We start from the raw sequence: 24629 nt of genomic DNA, 5'->3' as shown, positions 1-24629 counted from the left end.
GGTTCTTGTAATGAGAGCCTCCCATCTTTAAATATTAAATTGAGAGAATAGAGATGAAAGCATTAAATCAAGCCTTAATGTTCAGTGTATTGAGTGGGTTAATGATCGCCATGAGCCATGCTGAAGATGCTGTAACATTACAGCAAACAACATCTAAAGAAATTCATTTCCCAAAAGTTGAGGATAGTTATCTTAAACAAGTGAAGCGTTATGAATATGATGATGTTGCCCGTCTGGAGACAGGATTAAACAAAGATCAATTCCGTCATTTATTGGGTAATCCCCAATTTAATGAAGGTGTATTTGTCAATCGTGTTTGGAATTATGTACTCGACATTCGAATTCCCAATACACAGGATTATAAACGTTGTCAGTTACGCATTGATTTTGACCAAAAAGGGATTGCCCAGAATCTGAACTGGAAAGGACAGGATTGTCAGAATTTTCAGGTAGCGCAACCCGAAGCCATTATTCCGATGACATTGCCACAGGAAGTACAACCACAGGTTGAAACCTTAAATTTAAGTGCGGATGCATTATTTGAATTTAACGGTTCTCGTTTAAATGACTTGTTAGCACAGGGACATCGTGAATTGGATCAACTTGTGGACACGATTGCTTCAAAATATGTGAGTGTCAATCATATTCATCTCATTGGCCATACTGATCGATTAGGTGCAGATAGTTATAATTATCAACTTGGGTTGAGTCGTGCCCAAACCGTTCGTAATTATTTGGTACAAAAGGGAATATCCGCCGAAATTATTAGTTTTGCAAGTGTAGGTGAGAGTCAACCGGTAAGCAATGGTTGTTACGAAGTTCAACAACGACAAGCTTTACAGGCATGTTTGCAGCCGGATCGTCGTGTGACTGTACAAATTACAGGAATCCAGAAATCTTAACGTTGTTTTTATTTAAGAAATAAACCTGATTAGAGTCTTTAGTTCAAATCAGGTTTATTCCCGAAAAAAAGAATATAAATATTTACCCGTTTAACTGTGCATATTGTGCTGGATCAAAACCAACTAAAATACCTTGGTCGGTTTCCAGCACAGGGCGTTTAATCATACTCGGATGTGCAATTAAACTTTCTACCAGTTGACTCTGGTTTTCCAGTGCAAAGGCCTGCTGTTCTGGCGTCAGTTTTTTCCATGTTGTACCTTTTTTATTGAGTAATAGGTCCTGATTAACGTGTTTTAGCCAGGTATTCAAGGTATCTGCATCAATACCCTGTTTTTTATAATCATGAAATTCATAACTTAAACCTTGCTCATCAAGTGCAGTAAATGCCTTTTTCATGGTACTGCAATTTTTAATGCCATAAATTTTTAACATGTGATTTTTCTCTCGTTTAGCAGATGGATCATTATAACAAGTTATGCCGTTCGGCCTGTATAGCTGGCGGTAAATGTTCTCCCAGTGAACTTAAGGTTTCACGCTCGATGAGGCGTACAATGGAATCCAGTGGCAAATCATTTTCCTGTACGCCAAAAGGTTCTTCCAGTTGTGCACTTAAGGCATCGAGTCCCAAAAACATATATGCCAGTAAGCCGACCAGAAAAGGCGTCCAGATCCCTAGAACAGATTCCAGACTAAAAGGCAGCATAATGCAAAAACAATAGACTGCACGATGCAGTAAAACCGAATAGGCAAATGGCAATGGTGTACTGGCAATACGGTCACAGCCTGCCTGAATATTTCCCATCTCGACCACATGATGATTCAACGTACTATAGACAATATCGCTGATTTCACCGACCTTTAAGGCATTGATGAGCTCTTTCTGAATTTTCTCTAGGGTAAATTGTGGCGCATTGATATGTTGGTTAAGCTTATGCACAGTATGTTCATTGATCCGCCCATATTCCAAAAACCGTGTTGGATGGGCAGTTTGATGGCGCAAGCGATCCCGTAATAAATTGGTAAAAATCAGCATTTGATGCAAAATACGTTCACGTCGTACATCACTTAAAACATGGCTATCTCGCACCATATGACGTGTATTGGCAATCAGTGCACCCCAAAGTTTTCGACCTTCCCACCAGCGGTCATAACAAGCCGTATTTCGAAAGCCCAAAAAAATCGATAGGATCACCCCGAAAATGGTAAATCCAATGCTGGGGACTTCGGGCACATGTACGATTTGGTGGATGGTTAATGCCCCAATCGCTGCTGAACATAGCATCAGGATAATCAGTGCAGGTAAAACCTTGGGTAAAATTGTACCTTGCCATGAAAATAACAAAGCAAAACTGTTACTTTTATTACGAATAATCATAAAGTTTTCTAAATGAATAGGGGAATGGTTTGCTGCACAGTTATAAACCCTAGTCAAAATAAAGACAAGATACAAGGGAGGGCGTATTGAGACTTGATCTTTAGCTGATGTAATCCGAGATGAATACTCGGTATGCCGTTAATCCGCTATGGAAATGATTCTGTGACAAAAACCTATTTGCGTTATATGACTTTGGCATTACAATGAAATCGGCAATATTGTCTTTATTCTTGTTAAAAGCTCGTGACAGAAAATCAAACAAAACCCCGAAATATTATGATGATGGCCGCTGGAACTGGTGGTCATGTCTTTCCTGCTTTGGCAGTTGCCAAGGAATTACAACAACGTGGTCATCAAGTCTGCTGGCTGGCGACACCTGCCGGTATGGAAAATCGTCTGTTAAAGCAGCATGATGATATTGCCATTTATCAGATTGATATTCAGGGTGTACGTGGCAATGGTTTAATTCGTAAATTGGCTGCACCTTTTAAAATTCTAAAAGCCACTTTATCGGCAATGCGTATCATGAAAACGCATAATATTGATGCCGTAGCAGGATTTGGCGGTTATGTCGCAGGTCCAGGAGGATTGGCTGCCCGTTTGCTCGGTATTCCTATTCTTATTCATGAGCAAAATGCAGTTGCCGGTTTTACTAATACACAATTGGCACGCATTGCCAAAACCATATGTCAGGCATTTCCAAATACTTTTCCGGCCAAAGCCAATATTGTCACCACGGGCAATCCGGTACGTAAGGAAATTTGTGAAATTTTGTCGCCACAATGGCGTTATGATCAGCGGACCAGTCAGCAACAACCTTTACGGGTATTAATTGTCGGCGGTTCTTTGGGTGCACAAGCCTTAAATGAGCGTATTCCGGCTGCATTAACGGCCTTACAATTGCCTTTATCAGTGTATCATCAATGTGGGCAGCAACAACTTGATGCCACTCAGCAACGTTATCAGACCTTGGATAAGGTTGATGGTTTTCAGGCAGATGTTGTGCCATTTATTGAAGATATGGCACAGGCCTATTCAGATGCAGATTTAATTATTTGCCGTGCTGGTGCATTAACAGTCACCGAAATTGCAACCGCTGGTGTGGCTGCTATTTTTGTGCCGTTGCCGATTGCAGTGGATGATCATCAAACTGCAAATGCACATTATCTGGCTGATGTTGGTGCTGCAAAAATTTGTCAGCAGGCCAGCATGACTTCGGAAAGTCTGGCAATATTATTGCAGCCATTAATGAACCGCCAAGTGCTTGCAGAGATGGCGGTCAAAGCCAGACAACAAGCCCAGACCCAAGCAACATCTGAAGTTGCAAATTTAATTGAAGCTTTATCATAATGAGTCATTCCATGCCTGAAAATTCAACCGTGAAGAAAAACACTGCACAATTAATTAAAATTCCAGAAATGCGCCGGATTAAACACATCCATTTTGTCGGGATCGGTGGGGCAGGGATGTGTGGGATTGCCGAAGTTCTAAAGAATCAAGGCTATTGCGTCTCGGGTTCAGACATTAAAGCTTCCAAAACGACTGCTCAGCTTGAAGAAAATGGCATTAAGGTCTTTATTGGTCATGATGCCAAAAATATCGAAGGTGCCAATGTATTGGTGGTTTCAACCGCTATCGATCCAGAGAATCCGGAAATTAAAAGTGCTCTAGAAAAACGTATTCCTGTGGTGCGTCGCGCGGAAATGCTGGGTGAATTGATGCGTTATCGTCATGGTATTGCCGTTGCCGGGACGCATGGTAAAACCACGACCACCAGTTTGCTAACCTGTATGCTGGCAGAAGAAAATCTCGATCCGACCTATGTGATCGGTGGTTTGCTTAACCGTACCGGTGTCAATGCTGCCCTTGGTGCGAGTCGTTATATTGTGGCCGAAGCGGATGAGTCCGATGCCTCCTTTTTATATCTGGAGCCGATGGCAGCCATTGTGACCAATATTGATGCCGATCATATGGATACGTATGGTGGTAGTTTTGATAATCTAAAAAATACCTTTGTACAATTCCTGCAAAAATTGCCATTTTATGGTTTGGCTGTGGTCTGCGGTGATGATGCCAATATTCAGGAAATTATTCCCCGTGTTGGTCGTCCTATTCTGACTTATGGTTTTGGTGAAGATAACGATATTCGTGCAATTGATGTCGAACAAGATGGTATGCAGTCGCACTTTACCGTATTACGCAAAGCACATGAACCACTGCGTTTAACCATTAATCAGCCAGGATTACATAATATTTTAAATGCGCTGGCTGCGATTGGTGTGGCGACGGATGAAGGGGTTTCTGATGCGGCAATTGCCCGTGCGCTGGAAAGCTTTAGTGGCGTTGGTCGTCGTTTTCAGGTGCAAGGCGAGTTCGCATTGGGCGATGGAAACGTAAAACTGGTAGATGATTATGGTCATCATCCCAAAGAAGTGGAAGCTACCATTAAAGCTGCCCGCCAAAGCCATCCCGATCGTCGTCTGGTGATGTTGTTTCAGCCGCATCGTTTTAGCCGCACCCGAGATTGCTTTGATGATTTTGTTGAAGTGTTGTCCAAAGTCGATGTATTGTTATTAATGGAAGTTTATCCTGCGGGTGAAAAACCGATTGTGGGGGCAGATAGCCGTACACTTGCCCGTAGTTTACGCTTGCGGGGACAGGTTGATCCGATTGTGGTTGATCCTGTCGATACGCAGTTGCCAGAAATTTTAAAGAATTTGTTACAACCAAATGATCTTTTGCTTACACAAGGTGCAGGTAATGTCGGTGCAGTTTCAGTAGAATTGGCACAGCATCAGCTTTATTTATCGTTTTAATTTTTATTTACTTTGATTGTTAAGGAATTCACCGTGACACAGGTGCAAGAAAAATTCGGAAAAGTTGCTGTTTTACTGGGTGGAAAATCTGCGGAACGTCAGGTCTCTTTAAATAGCGGACAGGCAGTGCTTGATGCACTGTTACGTTCTGGTGTCGATGCCGAAGCATTTGATCCGCTGACCACAGATGTCACAGAATTGAAAAATTATGATCGTGCTTTTATCGTCTTGCATGGTCGTGGCGGTGAAGATGGTCAGATTCAAGGCGTGTTGGAATGGTTGAATGTGCCTTATACCGGAACTGGTGTACAGGGCTCTGCCATTGGGATGGACAAAGTAAAGACCAAGCAAATCTGGCAAGGCAGTGATTTACCGACGGCACCTTATCGTCTGATTTCACCCCAAAGTGATTTTGAAAAAGTGGCACAGGATCTGGCTTTACCTGTCATTATCAAACCAGTACATGAAGGTTCAAGTATTGGTATGAGCAAGGTTGAAAAAGTCGAAGATTTTGCCGCAGCATTGTCCAAAGCCACGGTACATGATTCAATTGTCATGGCAGAAAAATGGATTTCAGGTCGTGAATTTACTGTGATCATTCTAAATGGTCAGGCTTTACCGGTGATTCGTCTGGAACCACCAAAGGATGTGGCATTTTATGATTATGAATCAAAATATAATCGTAATGACACCACCTATGGGATTCCAAGCGGTTTGTCCGAGCAGGAAGAAAAGAACCTACAACAACTTGCACTAAGAGCTTTTCAAGCCGTTGGTGCATCTGGTTGGGGGCGTATTGATGCCATGCAGGATGAAGAAGGTAATTTCTGGTTACTTGAAGTCAACACCGTACCCGGCATGACAGATCATTCTTTGGTGCCAAAAGCTGCGCAGGCAGTCGGTTATAGTTTCGATCAATTGTGTTTGACCATACTTGAGCAGACATTAAACTAAGAATACGATTATATGGCACAGCTTCCGGTTTCATTACGTCGACGCAAACCTGCAACGACCTCAATCCATGACAAGCCACCAGAGCTTAAAGACAAGGCTTTTGAGTGGGGGAGCTGGTTGTTGCTGGTGCTGGCCTGTGCCGTATTATTATTCGGTGGGTATGTGTTGTGGCAACGCATGCAACAGGCAAAAATTGCTCATATCCAGATTATTGGGGTAACCCCTGCCGAACAACAGTATTTGACTACATTTCTGGACAAGGATATTCAAGGCAGCTATTTTACCGCAGATCTAGAACAAATTCGTGATCATACACTGGCCCTATCATGGGTTGATCGAGTGGTGGTATCTAGAGCATGGCCCGATTCCCTCGTGATTCGTGTAACGCCACGACATGCCATTGCACGTTGGGGGACTGGCCGTTTGCTCAGTGATGATGGTGTGGTATTTAAACCGATTCAACAGGTAGATACGGCCAACTTACCTTTATTACATGGACCTATAAGTCAATCCCGTGTGATGATGACCAAATATCGCGATATCAGTCAGATGTTTGAGCCAATGAATTTACATCTAAAAGAATTATATTTAACCGAACGTATGACTTGGTTTATGCAATTTGATAACGGTTTGCGGGTTATCGTCGATCAGGATCAGACCATGAGTAAATTACAACGTCTAAGTGAACTGTCAAAAGCAGATTTACAACAGGTCTGGGATAAAATTGCCGCGATTGATTTGCGTTATCGCAATGGTTTGGCGATCCAATGGAAAAATTCCCAGCCACCACAGATTGTAAATGGGCACTTTATTGTTGCAGAACCTGTAATTGATGTTGCGGCACAGGGACCACAAACCCCATAATAGGGCATTTAAATTTAACCAAAGACTGTATTTTGCAGTTTCAACAACAAATATGGTAATGAGTAATGAGTGAAGCTGTTCCATCGGTTGTGGCAATTGATATTGGAACACATAAAGTGTCGGTATTGATCGGCAAGGTACACGCCCAGGACAAAATAGAAGTTGTCGGTATGGCATACGCACGTAATCGTGGTATGAACAAAGGCAAAATCATTAGTCTGGAAAAAGTTGTATCTGCCATTAAAAATGCCGTACAGGAAGCAGAAGACATGGCAGAGTGCCGTGTACACAGTGCGTGGATTGCCATTCCGAGTACCGAATTACGAAGTTTTTATGCCTCTGGTCGAACGCCTATTCTTAATCAGGATCAGACCATTACCACCAGTGAACTGGTCCGTGCACTTGAACTGGCCAAAGCAAGCCATGTGACCGCAGATTATTACCTTGCCAGTGCCGTACCTTTAGGCTTTGCCGTCGATGACAGTGATGAATGGGTACAAAATCCGATTGGATTGTCGGCTCATAGTGTCACCGGACATTATCAATTGATGATGTTACCGATCAGTACCATGCAAAATCTGGACAAGGCATTAAAAAATGCCGGCATTGGTGTGGAAAAAATGGTGATTTCAACCCTTGCTACGTCAGAAGCCAGCTTGCTCAAAGACGAGAAGGAATATGGCGTTTGTCTAATTGATATTGGTGCGGGAACAACCAATATTGCGGTTTATTTTGGTGGGCATCTGGCCTTTGCCTGTACTTTGCAACTTGGTGGTGAACATGTCACGCGTGATATTGCCGCAGTGTTGCAAACCACCACAGATGAAGCCGAACGCTTAAAAAATCTGCATGGCTGTGTTGATCATAATGTCATTAAACCTGACCATATGATTCAGGTTCAAGGTATTGATGGTCCACAAACCATTAGCCGTATAGAGTTGGCAGATATCATTGTGGCACGTTATGAAGATATCTTTGATCGTATTTTAGAAAATCTTGAGCGTAACGGTGTGCTTGACGGATTACATCATGGTGTCGTACTGACCGGTGATGCGGCACAGATTGAAGGTGCAGTCAGTCTGGCTCGTCGTAAACTGGGCGTATCTGCACATTTGGGTAATCCGCCATTACAAGTCTATAGTAAAGACGAATTATTACCCGCTTTGCGTCGTTCACTTTATACGACTGCAAGTGGTCTGTTGATGTTTAGCCAAAGTGAACTGGAACAGAGCGTTACCCAACCTGAAGATCAGGTTGAATCTTCATGGCAGCGTTTGGTTGAGCATTGTAATGTTGCTTTTAACAAGTTGAAGAACTTGTTTTAGGCAAACAATGTTTTTTGTTTGTAATAAATTGACAAGTTGCTGTCACAAACTTGGGTCAGCATGCTAATATTTAATCTTTATCGCATACGGCAGTATACGGGCATCGGTGGCTGCTAGAACATTTTGGAAGTCGGAAGGTCATGACATTTACATTGTTAGAAGACGAAGTATCAGATAATAACGGTCAGGCTCGTTTTACAGTTTTTGGGGTTGGCGGCGGTGGCGGCAATGCTGTTCAAAACATGGTCGAACAGCAGATTAACGGTGTAAAATTTGTTTGTGCCAACACAGATAAACAAGCATTAGATCGTATGGCTTCTCCGAATAAAATCCAGCTTGGTGAGCAATGTACACGTGGTTTGGGTGCAGGCGCTAATCCTGAAGTGGGGCGTGAAGCAGCAGAAGAAACTCGCGATACCATCCGTCAGCATCTTGAAGGCACCGATATGGTGTTTGTAACAGCGGGCATGGGTGGTGGTACCGGTACAGGTGCAGCACCTGTTGTGGCCGAAGTTGCCAAGGAAATGGGCGTGTTGACCGTAGGTGTGGTGACTACACCTTTTGAATTTGAAGGTCGCCGTCGTTTAAAAGCCGCAGAACAGGGTATTGAAAACCTTGAAAAAAATGTCGACTCTTTGATTATTATTCCAAATGAGCGTCTGCTTGAGGTTTATGGCGATATTTCGATGAAAGATGCCTATAAAAAGGCAGATGATGTATTGTTAAATGCAGTACGCAGTATTTTTGATCTGGTTGTTAATCATGGTCATATCAACCTCGATTTCGCCGATTTGAAAACAGCGATGAGTACACGTGGTTATGCCATGATGGGGGCTGGTATTGGTCGTGGTGAAAAACGTGCCGAACAAGCCGCCGAAATGGCGATTCGTAGTCCGTTGCTTGATAATGTCAATATCAAAAATGCCAAGGGTGTTTTGTTAAATATTACCGGTGGCGAAGACTTAACCTTAAAAGAAGCCAAAACCATTGCCAATATCGTCAGTTCAATTGTTGACGAAGATGAAGCGCAATTCTTCTATGGTACGGTATTTGATCCAGATGTGCGTGATGAAATTCGGGTTACTGTAATTGCGACTGGTTTAACCCGCAATGCAGATCCTGTGCCTGTGAAATCCCATCCATCAGCTGCGGTAACAACTCAGCAGGTGGCAGATGGATCAATCGATGCTGATGATGTGCCTGCGATTAACAAGCTGCGTCAGCAACAATCTCCAGTTGTCAATGAACAAGCCAGATCAACAGCATCTACGCCAAATACTCGTCCTACACCGATGAGTATTCAGGATTATTTAAAGAATCAACAACGTAAGTAGTTTATTCTGCACCGAAATCGGCTGGAAAAAGGACAGTAAGTACACTTATTGTCCTTTTTTGTTTTGTTGAATGAGAATTTATGCTAATTTAGCAACTCGCAATAAAGTTGTAAGTAAATATGTTAAAGCAACGGACTATCAAACAAATCGTTCGAGCCAGTGGTATCGGCCTACATAGTGGAGCAAAAGTTCAGATTAACTTTTTGCCACATCACTGTGATGGCGGTATTGTTTTTAGACGTATTGATTTACAGCCCAATGTTGATATCCCTGCCGAGGCCATGCTGATTCAGGAAGCCTTTATGTGCTCTAACCTGATTAAAGATGACATCAAAGTTGGCACAATTGAGCATTTGATGAGTGCGATTGCTGGTTTGGGAATTGATAATTTAATTGTAGAAGTTGATGCACCAGAGTTGCCGATTATGGATGGCAGTGCTGGTCCATTTATCTATTTGTTGTTACAGGGCGAGTTAATCGAACAATCCGAACCCAAAAAATTTATAAGAATTAAAAAGCCTATCCATGCCAGTATTGATGATAAAACAGCAACATTTGAACCCTTTGATGGTTTTGAACTGAATTTCACTATTGATTTTGACCATCCTGCTTTTGACAAAAAATATCAATCGACCTCGATTTTATTCTCGACTGCAAACTTTGTGGAACAGGTAAGCGAAGCACGTACATTTGGCTTTGTCAAAGATCTGGAATATCTGCAATCTCATAATCTGGCACTAGGTGCCAATCTGGACAATGCTATTGGTCTGGACGAACAGGGCGTGGTGAATCAGGAAGGATTACGCTTTGCTGATGAGTTTGTGCGTCATAAAGTGCTTGATGCGATTGGCGATCTATATTTGCTGGGACATCAGATTATTGCCAAATTCACTGCATTTAAATCCGGCCATGCACTGAACAATCAATTATTAAGAGCAGTTAAAGACGATCCGGAAAGTTATGAAATTGTAACTTTTTATGATGATGATTCTTGTCCGATTAAATATGTTTCGCTGAGCTAAGTTATTGTGTTTTAAATAACAATGTTATATTGTTACATTGTATCTAGGCCTTGAGTTACAAGGCTTTGCTTAATATTGATCTATTTTTCTTCACTTTCTGTCTGTTCAACACTTGCCAAACGCTGTAAAGCTTGGCTAAGCTTAGCGTCTTTCACGAGATGGGCTGCTTCTCGTAACTCTTGTTGAGTTTCGTTGGACAAAAGTTTTTTTCGTGTATACTTTTTGCTAGCTGGTTTAGGGGTGGAATGCAAGACGACTTGTATTCGTTCTAGCTCGGTTAGTGCAGGGATTGCTTTTAAATTCCGTATATATTGGCTTTGCAGATATCGCACCTGACTAATCAATGCCTGATTATCGCCTGCGATAGTAAGCGTACCATGTTGATAACAGACAACCAGCCAACGCCCTTGTGGTGGAAAGTATGGTTGAATTATTAGTGTAAGTTTTTGCCACTGTGCAACTTGTGTTTGAAGAAACGAAAAGTTTCCTACAGGTTGTGATGATGCTTGAGACAAAGCAGTAAATAATGGTTTTGACTGATGCATGATTTGCCTGAATCGATCTTGATAAAAGGTGAATATAGTTAGGCACGATTTATCTACTTGTGCAAGTAGGGCTACATCTTAGACTTGATGGGAAATAGAGGTTTATTTATGCAGATTCGTCGTTTTTTACTTGCGTTATCGTTTGCGAGTTTAGCAATGTCTGTGGCATTCGCAGATTACCAGTCTTTAAATAATAATGTGGTCGATAATGATCGTCTTGAACAATTATCACGTACTTTAAGTTCAGGGACTTACACCACAGTTTCATATCGTAGCGGTAACAATCAGGAAGATGCTGCACTGCTCGAATTAAATAATGCAACTTTAAGCAGTAAATATGGTGCGTCCAATAGTGGATTGAGTTCATGGATGGTGACCCATCCGATCAAAAATGCTCGTGTGAGTTCCGAATATGGAATGCGTACGCTTCTCGGTTCAACGCGTCAACACTCCGGTATTGATTTTTCAGCCCCATCCGGCACACCGATTTATGCCACTGGCCCAGGCATTGTGACCAAGTCAGGTTGGGGTACAGGTTATGGCAACTATGTCGAGATTGATCATGGCAATGGCTATATGACACGTTATGCGCATGCTTCACGCTTAAATGTGAGTGTGGGTGATCGTGTTACAGCTGGTGAGCATATTGCCAATGTAGGTTGTACAGGTCGTTGTACAGGTCCACATTTACATTTTGAAGTGGTCAAATCCGGTCAACGTCAAAATCCATCCACTTATTTAGCTTTGCTACCATAAGTTTGCGTTGAATCCTATTTCTCATAAAAATCGCCTGTTGGCGATTTTTTTATATTTCAAAAAATCATCAAATGAGATTGATTATTATAAGTCTTAGTAGATATAGGGAATTAATATAAATTCCAATGATGGATTATGTATAATAAATAAGCAAATAAGCACTTTTTTTGTTGTGTTTTGTAAAATATAGGCTTTTGCCATTTTTTTAATAAATATAGGCTTTATTCTGTATTCATTTTCATATCTAACACTTTTTGATTTAGATATGTAAAATTCAGGGACTGGATAAGAGATAGGTGAAAATATGGCTTTTTATGGCGACACAGATGCGTTAGAAACTCAAGAATGGCAAGAAGCTTTCGATTCTGTGATCGAACATATGGGATCGGAACGGGCAGCGTTCTTATTGCAAGTGCTTTATCAACGTGCGATTGCAAAACATTTACCGATTCAACGATTAAATACCCCCTATCTCAATACCATTTCGGTTGATGAAGAACCTGCAATGCCGGGCGATCAGGATATGGAGCGCCGTATTCGTGCCTTGATTCGCTGGAATGCATTGGCCATGGTATTGCGTGCCAACAAAACCGGTGATGATCTAGGTGGTCATTTGGCAAGTTTTGCTTCCTCAGCCACATTGTATGATGTTGGTTTTAATCACTTCTTCCGTGCTGCCAATGAGAATTTTGGCGGCGACATGATTTATTATCAAGGTCACTGTGCACCGGGGATTTATGCACGTTCCTATCTGGAAGGCCGTTTGACAGATGAACAACTGGCTAATTTTCGCCGTGAAGTGAATGGTAATGGCTTACCGAGTTATCCGCATCCGTATTTAATGCCTGATTACTGGCAATTCCCAACGGTGTCGATGGGGCTTGGACCGATCATGTCGATCTATCAGGCACATATTCAAAAATATTTAATGAACCGTGGGTTGATTAAAGAAGAAGACCGTAAAATCTGGGCGTATCTGGGTGATGGCGAAATGGATGAACCTGAAAGTCTGGGTGCAATTTCGCTGGCGGGTCGTGAAAAACTGGATAATCTGATCTGGGTGGTAAACTGTAACTTACAGCGTCTGGATGGACCTGTACGGGGTAACGGTAAGATTATTCAGGAACTTGAGTCATTGTTCCGTGGTGCTGGCTGGCGTGTGATTAAAGTGGTCTGGGGCCGTCATTGGGATCCACTTTTGGCCCAAGATAAATCGGGTGCATTAAAAGCCCGTATGGAAGAAGCGGTAGATGGGGATTATCAACGCTATCAGGTAAAAGGTGGCGGTTATGCCAGAGAGCATTTCTTTGGTAAATATCCGGAATCAGCAGAATTGGTCAAGCATCTAAGTGATGATGACATTGATGCCTTAAATCGTGGTGGTCATGACCCGTATAAGGTCTATGCTGCTTATGCCGAAGCAACCAAGAGTAATGGTCAACCCACTGTGATTCTGGCAAAAACAGTAAAAGGCTATGGTTTGTCTGATGAGATCGAAGCAGTCAATAAAACGCATCAAATCAAGAAAATGCATATTGACTCACTTAAGTATGTGCGTAACCGTTTTAATTTACCGTTTTCTGATGAACAACTGGAAGAATTACCATTCTATCGCCCAAGCGAAAATTCACCTGAAATGAAATATCTCAAAGGTCGTCGCGAGTCTTTGGGAGGGTATTTGCCAGCACGTCGTAAAGAAAGCGTTTCTTTACCGATTCCGGAACTTTCAGTATTTGACGCGGTATTAAGTGGTAGCAATGGTAAAGAACAATCTACCACCATGGTGATGGTACGTTTGATTTCTGCCTTATTAAAAGAAAAAGAGTTAAAAAATCATGTGGTACCGATTGTACCTGATGAAGCACGTACTTTTGGTCTGGAAGGCATGTTCCGTCAATTGGGGATCTATGCAGCACACGGGCAAAAATACACTCCGGAAGACAATGAACAGCTCATGAATTATCGTGAAGCCAAAGATGGTCATATGTTGCAAGAAGGGATCAATGAAGCCGGAGCAATGAGTGCTTGGGCGGCATTGGGTAGCAGTTATTCGACCAATAACCTGCCGATGATTCCGATGTATATGTATTACTCGATGTTTGGTTTCCAGCGGATCGGTGATATTGCCTGGGCAGCAGGTGATGCACAGGCTCAAGGGTTCTTACTCGGTGCCACAGCGGGACGTACCACACTTAACGGTGAAGGGTTACAACATCAGGATGGTCATTCGCATATTCTGGCAAGTACTATTCCAAACTGTGTGGCTTATGATCCATGTTTTGGTTATGAGCTTGCAGTGATCGTACATGATGGTTTAAAACGCATGTATGTCGAGCAGGAACGTGTGTTCTATTATTTGACCCTGATGAATGAAAATTATGCCCATCCGGAAATGCCGCAAGGTGTGGAAGAAGGTATCCGTAAAGGCATGTATTTGCTTGAGAAGGATGATAAAGCTACGGTTCAACTGTTGGGCTCTGGCGTAATTTTGCGTGAAGTGATCAAGGCCGCACAGATTCTGCGTGATGAATATCAAATTCATGCCAATGTCTGGAGCGTGACCAGCTTTAACGAACTGGCACGTGATGGTATGGCATGTGAAGAATATAACCGCAAGCATCCAGTGAGTGAAGAAACCAGAGAAAGCTGGGTATCACAACAGCTTCGTCCTTATGAGGGGATTGTAGTATCTGCAACCGATCATATCCGTTTGTACAGTGAACAGATTCGTGCTTATTTACCTGAAGGACGTCCTTTTGTGGCACTCGGGACAGATGGTTATGGCCGTTCCGATACTCGGGAAAATTTAAGAAGTTATTTTGAAGTAGATGCTGCGCATATTGTGGTGGCGACGTTGAAAAAACTTGCTGATGAGGGTGAGGTAGAAAACCGTCTGGTTAAAGATGCGATTTCTAGTCTTGAAATTGATATTGACCGTCCATCACCATGGAAACCGCAAGCACATGCCGAAGTTCAGGCTGTTGCAGAATATATCGAACCGAATGCTTCGGAGGAGAAATAATCATGCAAATTACAACTCCTGATATTGGTGTAGATAAGGCAGTCGTTGCAGAAATTTTGGTGAGTGTGGGCGATACGATTCAGGAAAATGACAGCATTGTCCTACTTGAATCGGATAAGGCTTCGGTAGAAGTACCAAGTACTGCGGCTGGGGTGGTGAAAGCCATTCTGGTTAAACAGGGCGATGATGTGACTGAAGGTACGGTATTGATTGAGCTTGACTCAGAAGCATCAAATGCCGAGCAAGAGAAAGCGACAGATTCATCAGCCGAGCAAAGCTCGGAACCTGTTGAATCAGCAGCGGAAGCTGATGCAGCACAGAAAAAAACCGAATCGGCAGAACAGCCACAAACCACGGGTGAAACGCAGGAAGTCGAATTAAAAGTTCCTGATATCGGTGTGGAAAAAGCAGCAATTGCTGAAATTTTGGTACAGGTCGGCGATCAGATTGCAGTTGATGATAGTGTTGTTGTGGCGGAATCCGATAAAGCGACAGTGGAAATTCCAAGCACTGTTGCTGGTGAAGTGACGTCTATTGCTGTAAAAGCAGGTGATATGGTTAAAGAAGGCACATTGCTGTTAACCGTTAAAACAGCAGGTGCTGCGCCTGCCAAGCCTGCTGTTGTCGAAAAGTCAACTGTTGCCGAAAAACCGACAGCGCCAGCCGCAGAAAAACCAGTGGCGGTTAAAGCTGATCCGGTGACAAGCACTGAAAAGCCTGCGACGCCAAGTTCTACGGATACTGCGAAACTAACCGATGAACAACAGGCTGCCAATGCCAAAGTTTATGCCGGCCCTGCGGTACGTCAGTTGGCACGGGAACTCGGTGTACTACTCGCAGAAGTCAAGGCATCTGGTGAACATGGTCGAATCCTAAAAGATGATGTCTTTGCTTACGTGAAGACACGTTTAAGCCAACCGGCTGCAAAACAGGCGGCTGCGCCTGTTGCTTCTGGCTTACCACCATTACCGGATTTTTCTAGCTATGGTGGTGGCGAAGTCAAAGCCATGACACGCTTACAGCAAGTATCTGTGCCACAGCTTTCCTTAAATAACTTTATTCCACAAGTGACCCAGTTTGATCTGGCAGATATTACTGCACTTGAGGCATGGCGTGGTGAGCTAAAAGAAGGCTTTAAAAAACAGGGGATTGGTTTAACCATTCTGGCATTTATCGCCAAGGCAACCGCTTATCTGTTAAAAGAAGAACCTTACTTTGCTGGGCATCTTGCTGATGATCAAAAATCCGTGTTGCTACGTAATGAAATTCATATGGGTATTGCAGTGGCCACACCCGATGGTTTAACTGTACCAGTACTGCGCAATCCTGATCAGAAATCGATTAAGCAAATTGCACAGGAGCTGGGTGAACTCAGCCAGAAAGCGCGTGATAAAAAACTTTCACCGAAAGATTTACAAGGTGCAAACTTTACCATTACCAGTCTGGGTAGTATTGGTGGCACAGCCTTTACACCACTGGTAAACTGGCCACAAGTTGCGATTTTGGGTTTATCACCTGCAACCATGCAACCTGTATGGAATGGTAAGGATTTTGAACCACGGTTGATTTTGCCATTGTCTTTATCCTATGACCATCGTGTGATTAATGGTGCAGATGCGGCACGTTTTACCCGCAAACTCACCCTGTTATTAAAAGATATTCGTAATATTTTGCTTTAACAGCCCTGCTTTAAAATTTTTTAATGCGTCGATTTCCTGAGTAGAAGTCGACGCATTTCTTTTTGTGCAGGTAGATGAATTTTCACACTTTTATACAGTGGAGAGGTGATTGGTTTTTTAAATCACTTTTTTAGATTAATCGTTTTACTGACTAATCGAATCGGGTAGATGATTGATTCCTAAATATAAATAAAAAATGCCAATATCTTACTGAAATACTAGGATTTTTTTAATTTGTGATACAATTAACATATCCAGAAAACAAGCATTGTATCTGTTTGTAAATCACCTTATGTTAATTTCATTATCAATAACTTATCTGCATTCTTATGGCTTTGGATCGTACGACCTCTCAAATCTTATATGATGATGGGCAACATAAATGTATTGCTTTTACCAGTTTGGTTAAAGGTGAGGGCGTACAGGCGAATCAGTTTCTGATTATTCATGATAAACATGCAGCAGTGCTTGATCCAGGTGGCGATTTAACTTACACCCCGTTGACACTGGAATTAAGTAAATATGTACGGCTTAGTGAGCTGGATTATGTGATTGCCTCACATCAGGATCCGGACATTATTACTTCTATGCCAAGATGGCTGGTTTATACGCAGGCAAAAGTTGTTTCTTCCAAATTATGGGCACGATTTTTACCGCATTTAAACTCAGCATTCACCAGTGATCGTATTCAGGGCGGCTGGTTGGAGCGTCTGATTGAATTACCGGATGAAGGTGGCATTATTCACTTGGGTGATAGTGTGATTAAGGCTGTGCCTGCTCATTTTTTACATTCGGTGGGTAATTTCCAGTTTTATGATCCAATTGCCAAGATTCTATTTTCCGGTGATATGGGCGCATCAATTGTATCGGATGCCAATGCACCGATTACCGATTTTGAAGCGCATACGCACAAAATGCGTGCCTTTCATCAACGCTACATGTGTTCAAATCGGGTGATCCGATTCTGGGTTAATATGGTACGGGAAATGGATATTGAAATGATTGTGCCGCAGCATGGCACACCTTTTATTGGCAAAGACATGATCAATGAGTTTCTAAACTGGATTGAGCGACTGGAATGCGGCATTGATCTGTTTAATCAGAATTCCTATCGTTGTCCAAATTAGCAAGTATAAGGATTGGTGATTATAAACTGATCAAACTTAAGCTAAAAATAAAGAATTTTGAATTCTATTTTTGCATGAAATTGCTATAGACCTTTCTATCTTTCATGGCATGAAAACAAGATGACTGATCCGGGTAGATACATCGGTCAGTCATGGTTAATATTCTTGTGTCAATTGATCAAAAAATCTCATCAATTTACTGTTCTGATATCAGAAAAATCATATAGAACAATATTGCAAGTCGGAAGGCGTTTTTCTAAAATTCTGCCGCCAAAACAAGAAAAAACGGTATTCCTCATGTTGACCCAAAAAGCAGATGCAGACCATTGTCTGTATTGTGGTGCCTGCTGTGCATTTTTTAGAGTGTCCTTTTACTGGGTGGAAGGCGAAGCCATTCCTGAAGATTTTCAGGAGCAACTAACGCCTGTTTATTCCTGTATGAAAGGCACCAATCAAAAACAGCCTAGATGTATCGCCTTACAGGGAGAAATTGGACAGCAAGTGCAATGTTCGATTTATAGTGTTCGTAGTTCCAGTTGTCGTGAAGTCCAGATTGGAGATCAACAATGTGCCAAAGCGAGATCAGCTTATGGTCTGATACCTGTGATACAAATCACAGAACCTGACAATGAGGAGTACTATGATTTTGATCGAGTCGGTTAGCTTTTCCGTTTTTTTGATATTTCTGAAAATAACCGCAAGAAAAAATGAAATTTAGTGTGAAATTTGTTTATAATAGCGCACGGAAATTACCAGTGAGATTGTTATGCTGACCATCGTTCAAGAAGCGTTGACCTTCGATGATGTCTTGTTACTCCCTGCCTATTCTACAGTTCTTCCAAAAGATGTCTCCTTAAAGACACGCCTGACTCGTGGCATTCAACTTAATATTCCTTTAGTTTCAGCAGCCATGGACACCGTGACTGAATCACGTATGGCGATTGCCATGGCGCAAAATGGCGGTATCGGTATTTTACATAAAAATATGGATATTGCTGCACAGGCTGCCGAAGTGCGCCGCGTGAAAAAATTTGAAGCCGGAATGGTCAAAGATCCAATTACGGTTTCACCGCAAACATCGGTGCGTGAACTGATTGAAATCACCAAGGCCAATAATATTAGTGGTGTGCCAGTGGTTGAACATGGCAAAGTGGTCGGGATTGTGACAGGTCGTGATACACGCTTTGTGACCAATCTGGAACAACCAGTTCGCAACGTGATGACACCACAAGAGCGTTTGGTGACAGTGAAAGAAGGCGAATCGAAAGAAAATATTCAGGCCTTATTGCAAAAACACCGTATTGAGAAAGTACTGGTGGTGGATGATCAGCAAAATTTAAAAGGTTTGATCACTGTCACAGACTTTCGTAAAGCCGAGCTTTATCCAAATTCCTGTAAAGACGAATTAGGTCGTTTACGTGTTGGCGCCGCAGTTGGTACCGGGACAGAAACCCCTGCACGTGTTGAAGCGCTTGTTGAAGCAGGTGCCGATGTGGTCGTGGTGGATACTGCACATGGACATTCTGCCGGTGTGATTGAACGTGTACGCTGGGTTAAACAAAACTTCCCACAAGTTCAGGTCATTGGTGGAAATATTGCAACAGGTGATGCTGCGTTGGCATTGCTTGATGCCGGTGCCGATGCTGTTAAAGTCGGTATTGGCCCGGGTTCGATCTGTACCACACGTATTGTTGCAGGGATTGGTGTTCCACAAATTTCTGCAATTGATAATGTTGCCAATGCCTTAAAAGAGCAGATTCCTTTAATCGCAGATGGTGGTATTCGTTATTCTGGTGATATGGCAAAAGCCATTGCTGCCGGTGCAAGTACCATTATGGTTGGTTCCTTAATGGCGGGTACTGAAGAAGCACCGGGCGAAGTAGAATTTTTCCAAGGTCGTTATTATAAAGCGTATCGTGGTATGGGTTCATTAGGTGCGATGTCGGGGACTACAGGTTCATCTGACCGTTATTTCCAAGATGCCAAAGCTGGCGTGGAAAAACTGGTACCGGAAGGAATTGAAGGTCGTGTACCGTATAAAGGACCAATGGGTAATATCGTGCATCAAATGATTGGTGGCTTGCGTTCTTCCATGGGCTATACCGGTTCTGCTGATATCGAAGCCATGCGTAAAAATACCCAGTTTGTTAAAATTACTGCTGCGGGTATGAAAGAGTCTCATGTACATGATGTGACCATTACCAAAGAAGCACCAAATTATCGTGTAGGCTAATGGCAACTAAAGCATAAAATAAATCAACAGCTGTCCATGATGGATGGCTGTTTTTTATTGTAGAATTAAAGTTTGTGGATAATAAAATTAATCTGATAGAGAGCATGATATGAGTTATTTTGGTACCGATGGTATTCGCGGAAAATTTGGACAGAAACCCATCACGCCAGAATTTGCCCTCAAACTGGGATTTGCTGCGGGTAGTGTATTAAAACGTGTCTATCCCAAGAAAAAGCCAATTGTGGTTTTAGGTAAAGATACCCGTCTATCTGGTTATATTCTGGAATCGGCTTTACAGGCAGGTTTGAATTCTGCCGGTGTCTATGTGCATTTACTTGGGCCGTTGCCAACACCTGCAATCGCACACTTAACCCGTGCCTTACATGCCAATGCCGGGATTGTGATTTCCGCTTCACACAATCCGTATTTCGATAATGGCATCAAGTTTTTCTCCAATGAAGGGAAAAAATTACCTGATGAATTACAAGAAGCGATTAATGCCGAATTAGAAAAAGATATTGTTATTCATGAACCTGACCAACTCGGTAAAAGTTTTAGGGTTGATGATGCACAGGGACGTTATATTGAATTTTGTAAATCCACTTTTCCCTATCATTTAAATTTACAGGACTATACCATTGTTGTGGATTGTGCCAATGGCGCAGCTTATAACGTTGGTCCTGCGGTTTTTCGTGAATTGGGGGCAAAAGTCATTACGATTTTTGATACGCCAAATGGTCTTAATATTAATGACGGATGTGGCTCAACCCATCCTGAAAATTTACAAAAAGCCGTGATCAGACATCAAGCCGATCTTGGTATTGCCTTTGATGGTGATGCAGATCGCGTGGTGTTAGTCGATAAACATGGCAAATTGATTGATGGCGACCATATCTTGTATATCCTTGCCACCAAAGCTCGAAAGAAACCTGCCGGCATTGCAGGGACTTTAATGACCAATATGGCATTAGAGCTTGCGCTGGCGCAAGCAGATGTACCTTTTGTTCGTGCCAAAGTCGGTGATCGTTATGTATTACAAGCTCTGGAAGAGAATGGTTGGTTGATTGGTGGCGAACCTTCTGGGCATATTTTGACACTGGATAAAAGTACCACAGGGGATGCCATCATTTCTGCGTTACAGGTGCTACGGGTAATGGTGGAAAAACAACTGGCGCTGGATGAACTGGTGGCAGATTTTAAACTATTTCCCCAAGTGCTTGAAAATGTTCGACTGGAACATATGATCGACCCCTATGCAGATGCCTTACTGGTTGACGAATTTGCCAAAGCAGAACAGCAGTTGAAAGGTCGTGGACGTTTGCTGATTCGTAAATCCGGTACAGAGCCTGTGATCCGGGTGATGGTAGAAGGTGACCAGTTTGAAGAAGTACAGAAGCTGGCAAAACATCTTGCCAGTGTGATCCGCCAAAGTGCTGTAATTTCTGAAGAATAAAAGGATAAAACCATGAGTGATGTCATCAAAGATTTAAGTGAATTACGATTAAATTATCAACGTGCCGAACTGCATGAAGATCAGATTGCGACACATCCTCATACACAGTTTTTAAACTGGTTTAATGTGGCATTAACCACCAATTTACCAGAACCCTATGCCATGTCGGTCGCGACTGCCAGTGCAGCAGGGGTGCCGCATGTGCGTACCTTATTACTGCGTGGTGCCACCGAACAGGGTTATGACTTTTATACCAATTACGACAGTTTAAAAGGTCATGACTTGGCACAGAATCCACAGGCACAATTATTGTTTTACTGGGCAGGTCTGGAACAACAGGTGCGTATTTCTGGACGGGTTGAAAAAATTTCGCTGGAAGAATCGACTGATTATTATCATAAACGACCGCATGACAGTCAGATCGCAGCGCATGTCAGTACCCCGCAAAGTGGTGTGATTGAAAACCGTGAAGCATTACAGCAACGTTTTGATGCAATCTTTGCACAACTTCAACATACCCATCCTTTACCCAAACCGGATTTTTGGGGTGGCTATCGTTTGATCCCGGACTATTATGAATTCTGGCAAGGTCGTCCGAATCGTTTACATGACCGCATTAGCTATACACAACAAAATGGTCAGTGGATCATTCAACGTTTGATGCCTTGATCTAATATTTTGATGACTTCTATGCTTTTACAGCAGCGACCATTACAACAGCCGCTCGAACAATTTGCCTATTTACAATCGGATACGCTGGCAAGGATTTTATCGGCACGTAATGTCGCCGCCGATCAATTGGCATTGCAGCTAAAATCCTTGTTAAGCCCTGATTTATTGGGGCTACAAAAGGCAGTAGCTCGCATTGATCAGGCGATTGATGAACGTAAACAGATTTTAATTGTTGGCGATTACGATGCTGATGGTGCAACCAGTACTGCACTGATGATACTGGCATTGCGGGATATGGGCGCACAAGTCGACTATATTGTGCCGGATCGTTTTAAATATGGTTATGGCTTAACGCCAGCAATTGCAGAACTTGCCTATCAGCGTTATCAACCCGATTTACTGATCACGGTGGATAATGGCATTTCCAGTCATGCCGGTGTAGAAACATGCCATGCCTTGGGTATGCAGGTCATTATCACCGATCACCATTTAACCACCAAAGCCACTCCACCAGCAGAAGCCGTGGTCAATCCCAATCAATTGGGGTGTAATTTTGCCAGCAAATCACTGGCGGGTGTCGGTGTAGCCTTTTATGTTCTAGCTCGTCTAGCCACCATACGGCAGCAACAGGGCAAAACCACGACCAAACTAAGTCAATATTTGGACTTGGTTGCGCTGGGTACAGTGGCAGATGTTGCAAAACTGGATTTTAATAATCGCATTCTGGTACAGGCAGGGCTGGAAAGAATTCGCCGTGGACAATGCCGTGCGGGTATTTTGGCATTGCTTGAGATTGCAGGAAAAAATCCGGCACAATTGCAGGCTCAGGATTTTGGCTTTGTACTCGGACCACGCATCAATGCCGCAGGGCGTATGGACAGTATGCAAATCGGCATTGAATGTTTATTGGCACCCGATTTAACAACGGCTTATCCGATTGCCTATCAACTGGATCGATTGAATGTTGAACGGCGACAGGTTGAGCAAAGCATGCGTGAGCAGGCATTTGAATATTTGACCGAACTACAGCTTGAACAAGCTCAGATTCCAGAAGCACTGGTTTTATTCGAACCAGAATGGCATCAGGGTGTGATTGGTATTGTCGCGGGTCGTTTAAAAGAACATTATCATCGACCCAGTATTGTCTTTGCACTCGATGAAGATGGACAGCATTTAAAAGGATCTGCCCGTTCCATTGAAGGTATTCATATTCGCGATAGCATTGAGGCAGTGGCACAGCAGCATCCACATTTGGTCAAGTTTTTTGGTGGACATGCCGCAGCCGCAGGCTTAACCATCCAACAGCAATATTTTGATGAGTTTAAAAGCCATTTTACTGCTTTCATTGCACAGCATCATCCTGATGTTTTTACCGCTAGACTCTGGACAGATGGTGCTTTACACGTTAAGGATTTTAGCCTGGATTTTCTTGCACAGTTAGAACAGCTCGGTCCCTGGGGACAAGGCTTTGAAGCACCAGTTTTTGAAGGTGTTTTTAATGTCAATGAGTTTCAATGGCTCAAGGAACAGCATTTAAAACTCAAGTTAAAGCTCGATGATGGTCGTTTATTGGATGCGATTGGTTTTAATTTTCGAGAGAAAGTTCAAACACCAATCGGTGAAAAGGTATATCTAGCGTTTAGTCTGGAAAAAAACGAATTTCGGGGACAAACTCATTTACAAATGCGAATACTTTATTTGAAAAATCTTGAATTTTGATATAAAAAAATCGCCCTAAAAAGAGCGATTTATTTAAATTTGATATTGCATCAAATTAGAAGCGATAAGCAGCACGAATACCGTAAATATTGTAGTCGTCACCAAAGCCTGCATTCGCTTCTACACTAAATTCTTGGGTAAAGAATTTCTTAGCACGTAAAGTGAATACATCTTCATCGATTAAATCGTCGTTGCTACCGCTATAAGCAACACCAACACTTAAAGTTTTATCAAGGTATAAGTCTGCACCTAGATTATAATAATCTGTGTCACCAAAACTTGTTGCCGCTTCAAAATTCACATCATAGCCACTCAACTGAGTCACATATTTAGCGCGTAAAGTTGGGTCCACATCATCGCTATAATCATCATCATAACCCACAACACCAACCGCAATTAATAAATTGGCAACAGGTAAATAACCTACTTCTGCTTTATATGTTGTTGTATCCCAGTCTTTGAAACCATCTTCTTTCTCTGTGGTACGGGCAATGTTGCCAGCAACATAGAAATCAGTATTTGGTACGAAATATTCAGCGCCTATACCGTAAGTAGTTACTTTATAACCATCATTATCTGCATAGCTTACTGCGCCATTTACATTGCTAGCACGATTTAAAAATGCTGCTTCATTTAACGGCGCATTTTTTACTTGTACTGGATTAAAGTAGTAAGTACCATCAATTGCAAAACCAGTTGCAGAATCAGCATGATCTGGATCGATATAGTTGATTGTGCCGCCAACTTCTGCTTGATAAGCATTAGCACCCATTGCAACAACAGATGCGAAAATCGCTGTAGCTAGACTCAATTTTTTCATGGAAATGTCC

General features: G+C 42.5%; 21 protein-coding genes. 17 read left to right on the top strand and 4 right to left on the bottom strand.

The window, feature by feature from the left end; translation table 11 throughout:
- The first annotated feature begins 53 nt into the window (after positions 1-53).
- Positions 54-902: an OmpA family protein gene (locus tag CAP51_RS08905; protein ID WP_087620373.1), complete on the top strand. Its 849-nt coding sequence runs from the start codon at positions 54-56 to the stop codon at positions 900-902.
- Between the two features lie 82 nt (positions 903-984).
- Here CAP51_RS08905 and CAP51_RS08900 read toward each other — a convergent pair whose 3' ends face one another.
- Together CAP51_RS08900 and CAP51_RS08895 are read right to left on the bottom strand one after the other, a co-directional pair.
- Positions 985-1335: an arsenate reductase gene (locus CAP51_RS08900; RefSeq protein ID WP_087620372.1), complete on the bottom strand. Its 351-nt coding sequence runs from the start codon at positions 1333-1335 to the stop codon at positions 985-987.
- Positions 1336-1366: 31 nt separating this feature from the next.
- Positions 1367-2278, bottom strand: coding sequence for a bestrophin family protein (locus CAP51_RS08895; protein WP_087620371.1), 912 nt, complete (start codon positions 2276-2278; stop codon positions 1367-1369).
- Between the two features lie 243 nt (positions 2279-2521).
- Here CAP51_RS08895 and murG point away from each other — a divergent pair, with 243 nt between their 5' ends.
- The 7 genes from murG to lpxC all read left to right on the top strand — a co-directional run bounded on the left by murG (position 2522) and on the right by lpxC (position 10593).
- Positions 2522-3628: an undecaprenyldiphospho-muramoylpentapeptide beta-N-acetylglucosaminyltransferase gene (gene murG / locus CAP51_RS08890; protein ID WP_087620370.1), complete on the top strand. Its 1107-nt coding sequence runs from the start codon at positions 2522-2524 to the stop codon at positions 3626-3628.
- Positions 3629-3639: 11 nt separating this feature from the next.
- Positions 3640-5094, top strand: coding sequence for a UDP-N-acetylmuramate--L-alanine ligase (gene murC, locus CAP51_RS08885; protein WP_087620369.1), 1455 nt, complete (start codon positions 3640-3642; stop codon positions 5092-5094).
- A gap of 42 nt (positions 5095-5136) precedes the next feature.
- Positions 5137-6048, top strand: coding sequence for a D-alanine--D-alanine ligase (locus tag CAP51_RS08880; protein WP_087620447.1), 912 nt, complete (start codon positions 5137-5139; stop codon positions 6046-6048).
- Between the two features lie 12 nt (positions 6049-6060).
- Positions 6061-6912, top strand: a complete 852-nt coding sequence (locus tag CAP51_RS08875; RefSeq protein WP_087620368.1) for a cell division protein FtsQ/DivIB — start codon at positions 6061-6063, stop codon at positions 6910-6912.
- Positions 6913-6977: 65 nt separating this feature from the next.
- The gene (gene ftsA / locus CAP51_RS08870; RefSeq protein WP_087620367.1) at positions 6978-8237 is read left to right on the top strand and encodes a cell division protein FtsA; all 1260 of its coding nucleotides are present in this window, start codon (positions 6978-6980) and stop codon (positions 8235-8237) included.
- A gap of 140 nt (positions 8238-8377) precedes the next feature.
- A complete protein-coding gene (ftsZ, locus tag CAP51_RS08865) occupies positions 8378-9571 on the top strand; it encodes a cell division protein FtsZ (RefSeq protein ID WP_087620366.1) in 1194 nt (397 codons plus the stop codon).
- A 119-nt stretch (positions 9572-9690) separates the two neighbouring features.
- Positions 9691-10593: a UDP-3-O-acyl-N-acetylglucosamine deacetylase gene (gene lpxC, locus CAP51_RS08860; RefSeq protein WP_087620365.1), complete on the top strand. Its 903-nt coding sequence runs from the start codon at positions 9691-9693 to the stop codon at positions 10591-10593.
- Between the two features lie 80 nt (positions 10594-10673).
- Here the strand turns inward: lpxC and CAP51_RS08855 are convergent, their stop codons facing one another.
- Positions 10674-11138, bottom strand: a complete 465-nt coding sequence (locus CAP51_RS08855) for a hypothetical protein (protein ID WP_087620364.1) — start codon at positions 11136-11138, stop codon at positions 10674-10676.
- Positions 11139-11246: 108 nt separating this feature from the next.
- Here CAP51_RS08855 and CAP51_RS08850 point away from each other — a divergent pair, with 108 nt between their 5' ends.
- From CAP51_RS08850 to recJ, 9 genes are all read left to right on the top strand, one after another.
- Complete coding sequence (locus CAP51_RS08850; protein WP_087620363.1) at positions 11247-11894, top strand: M23 family metallopeptidase; 648 nt, start codon at positions 11247-11249, stop codon at positions 11892-11894.
- 304 nt (positions 11895-12198) lie between these two features.
- On the top strand, positions 12199-14916 hold the full coding sequence (gene aceE, locus CAP51_RS08845; protein WP_087620362.1) for a pyruvate dehydrogenase (acetyl-transferring), homodimeric type: 2718 nt from the start codon (positions 12199-12201) through the stop codon (positions 14914-14916).
- Between the two features lie 2 nt (positions 14917-14918).
- Positions 14919-16595 (top strand): 2-oxo acid dehydrogenase subunit E2, encoded by a 1677-nt coding sequence (locus tag CAP51_RS08840; protein ID WP_087620361.1) that lies wholly within the window; start codon positions 14919-14921, stop codon positions 16593-16595.
- 329 nt (positions 16596-16924) lie between these two features.
- Positions 16925-17722: an oxygen-binding di-iron domain-containing protein gene (locus CAP51_RS08835; protein ID WP_087620360.1), complete on the top strand. Its 798-nt coding sequence runs from the start codon at positions 16925-16927 to the stop codon at positions 17720-17722.
- A 297-nt stretch (positions 17723-18019) separates the two neighbouring features.
- Positions 18020-18385, top strand: coding sequence for a YkgJ family cysteine cluster protein (locus CAP51_RS08830; protein ID WP_087620359.1), 366 nt, complete (start codon positions 18020-18022; stop codon positions 18383-18385).
- Between the two features lie 103 nt (positions 18386-18488).
- The gene (gene guaB / locus CAP51_RS08825) at positions 18489-19955 is read left to right on the top strand and encodes an IMP dehydrogenase (protein ID WP_087620358.1); all 1467 of its coding nucleotides are present in this window, start codon (positions 18489-18491) and stop codon (positions 19953-19955) included.
- A 109-nt stretch (positions 19956-20064) separates the two neighbouring features.
- The gene (glmM, locus tag CAP51_RS08820; protein WP_087620357.1) at positions 20065-21408 is read left to right on the top strand and encodes a phosphoglucosamine mutase; all 1344 of its coding nucleotides are present in this window, start codon (positions 20065-20067) and stop codon (positions 21406-21408) included.
- 12 nt (positions 21409-21420) lie between these two features.
- Positions 21421-22077: a pyridoxamine 5'-phosphate oxidase gene (gene pdxH, locus CAP51_RS08815; protein WP_087620356.1), complete on the top strand. Its 657-nt coding sequence runs from the start codon at positions 21421-21423 to the stop codon at positions 22075-22077.
- Between the two features lie 12 nt (positions 22078-22089).
- The gene (recJ, locus tag CAP51_RS08810; protein WP_087620355.1) at positions 22090-23799 is read left to right on the top strand and encodes a single-stranded-DNA-specific exonuclease RecJ; all 1710 of its coding nucleotides are present in this window, start codon (positions 22090-22092) and stop codon (positions 23797-23799) included.
- Positions 23800-23854: 55 nt separating this feature from the next.
- Here the strand turns inward: recJ and CAP51_RS08805 are convergent, their stop codons facing one another.
- Entirely contained in the window at positions 23855-24619 is a 765-nt protein-coding gene (locus tag CAP51_RS08805; RefSeq protein WP_087620354.1) for a putative porin, read from the bottom strand.
- Positions 24620-24629: the final 10 nt, after the last annotated feature.

Source organism: Acinetobacter populi (assembly GCF_002174125.1).
Classification (GTDB): domain Bacteria; phylum Pseudomonadota; class Gammaproteobacteria; order Pseudomonadales; family Moraxellaceae; genus Acinetobacter; species Acinetobacter populi.
The sequence above is the reverse complement of the archived record's forward strand: the minus strand, read 5'-3'. Positions and strand labels throughout refer to the sequence as shown.

Bases quoted from the DNA above. Each gene is read 5' to 3' on its own strand.
- CAP51_RS08850 (WP_087620363.1), top strand. From the start codon at position 11,247: ATGCAGATTCGTCGTTTTTTACTTGCGTTATCGTTTGCGAGTTTAGCA.
- CAP51_RS08895 (WP_087620371.1), bottom strand. From the start codon at position 2,278: ATGATTATTCGTAATAAAAGTAACAGTTTTGCTTTGTTATTTTCATGG.
- murC (WP_087620369.1), top strand. From the start codon at position 3,640: ATGCCTGAAAATTCAACCGTGAAGAAAAACACTGCACAATTAATTAAA.
- recJ (WP_087620355.1), top strand. From the start codon at position 22,090: ATGACTTCTATGCTTTTACAGCAGCGACCATTACAACAGCCGCTCGAA.
- CAP51_RS08805 (WP_087620354.1), bottom strand. From the start codon at position 24,619: ATGAAAAAATTGAGTCTAGCTACAGCGATTTTCGCATCTGTTGTTGCA.
- aceE (WP_087620362.1), top strand. From the start codon at position 12,199: ATGGCTTTTTATGGCGACACAGATGCGTTAGAAACTCAAGAATGGCAA.
- glmM (WP_087620357.1), top strand. From the start codon at position 20,065: ATGAGTTATTTTGGTACCGATGGTATTCGCGGAAAATTTGGACAGAAA.
- ftsA (WP_087620367.1), top strand. From the start codon at position 6,978: ATGAGTGAAGCTGTTCCATCGGTTGTGGCAATTGATATTGGAACACAT.
- CAP51_RS08875 (WP_087620368.1), top strand. From the start codon at position 6,061: ATGGCACAGCTTCCGGTTTCATTACGTCGACGCAAACCTGCAACGACC.
- lpxC (WP_087620365.1), top strand. From the start codon at position 9,691: ATGTTAAAGCAACGGACTATCAAACAAATCGTTCGAGCCAGTGGTATC.
- CAP51_RS08900 (WP_087620372.1), bottom strand. From the start codon at position 1,335: ATGTTAAAAATTTATGGCATTAAAAATTGCAGTACCATGAAAAAGGCA.
- CAP51_RS08830 (WP_087620359.1), top strand. From the start codon at position 18,020: ATGTTGACCCAAAAAGCAGATGCAGACCATTGTCTGTATTGTGGTGCC.
- CAP51_RS08855 (WP_087620364.1), bottom strand. From the start codon at position 11,138: ATGCATCAGTCAAAACCATTATTTACTGCTTTGTCTCAAGCATCATCA.
- CAP51_RS08905 (WP_087620373.1), top strand. From the start codon at position 54: ATGAAAGCATTAAATCAAGCCTTAATGTTCAGTGTATTGAGTGGGTTA.
- pdxH (WP_087620356.1), top strand. From the start codon at position 21,421: ATGAGTGATGTCATCAAAGATTTAAGTGAATTACGATTAAATTATCAA.
- CAP51_RS08835 (WP_087620360.1), top strand. From the start codon at position 16,925: ATGGCTTTGGATCGTACGACCTCTCAAATCTTATATGATGATGGGCAA.
- CAP51_RS08840 (WP_087620361.1), top strand. From the start codon at position 14,919: ATGCAAATTACAACTCCTGATATTGGTGTAGATAAGGCAGTCGTTGCA.
- guaB (WP_087620358.1), top strand. From the start codon at position 18,489: ATGCTGACCATCGTTCAAGAAGCGTTGACCTTCGATGATGTCTTGTTA.
- ftsZ (WP_087620366.1), top strand. From the start codon at position 8,378: ATGACATTTACATTGTTAGAAGACGAAGTATCAGATAATAACGGTCAG.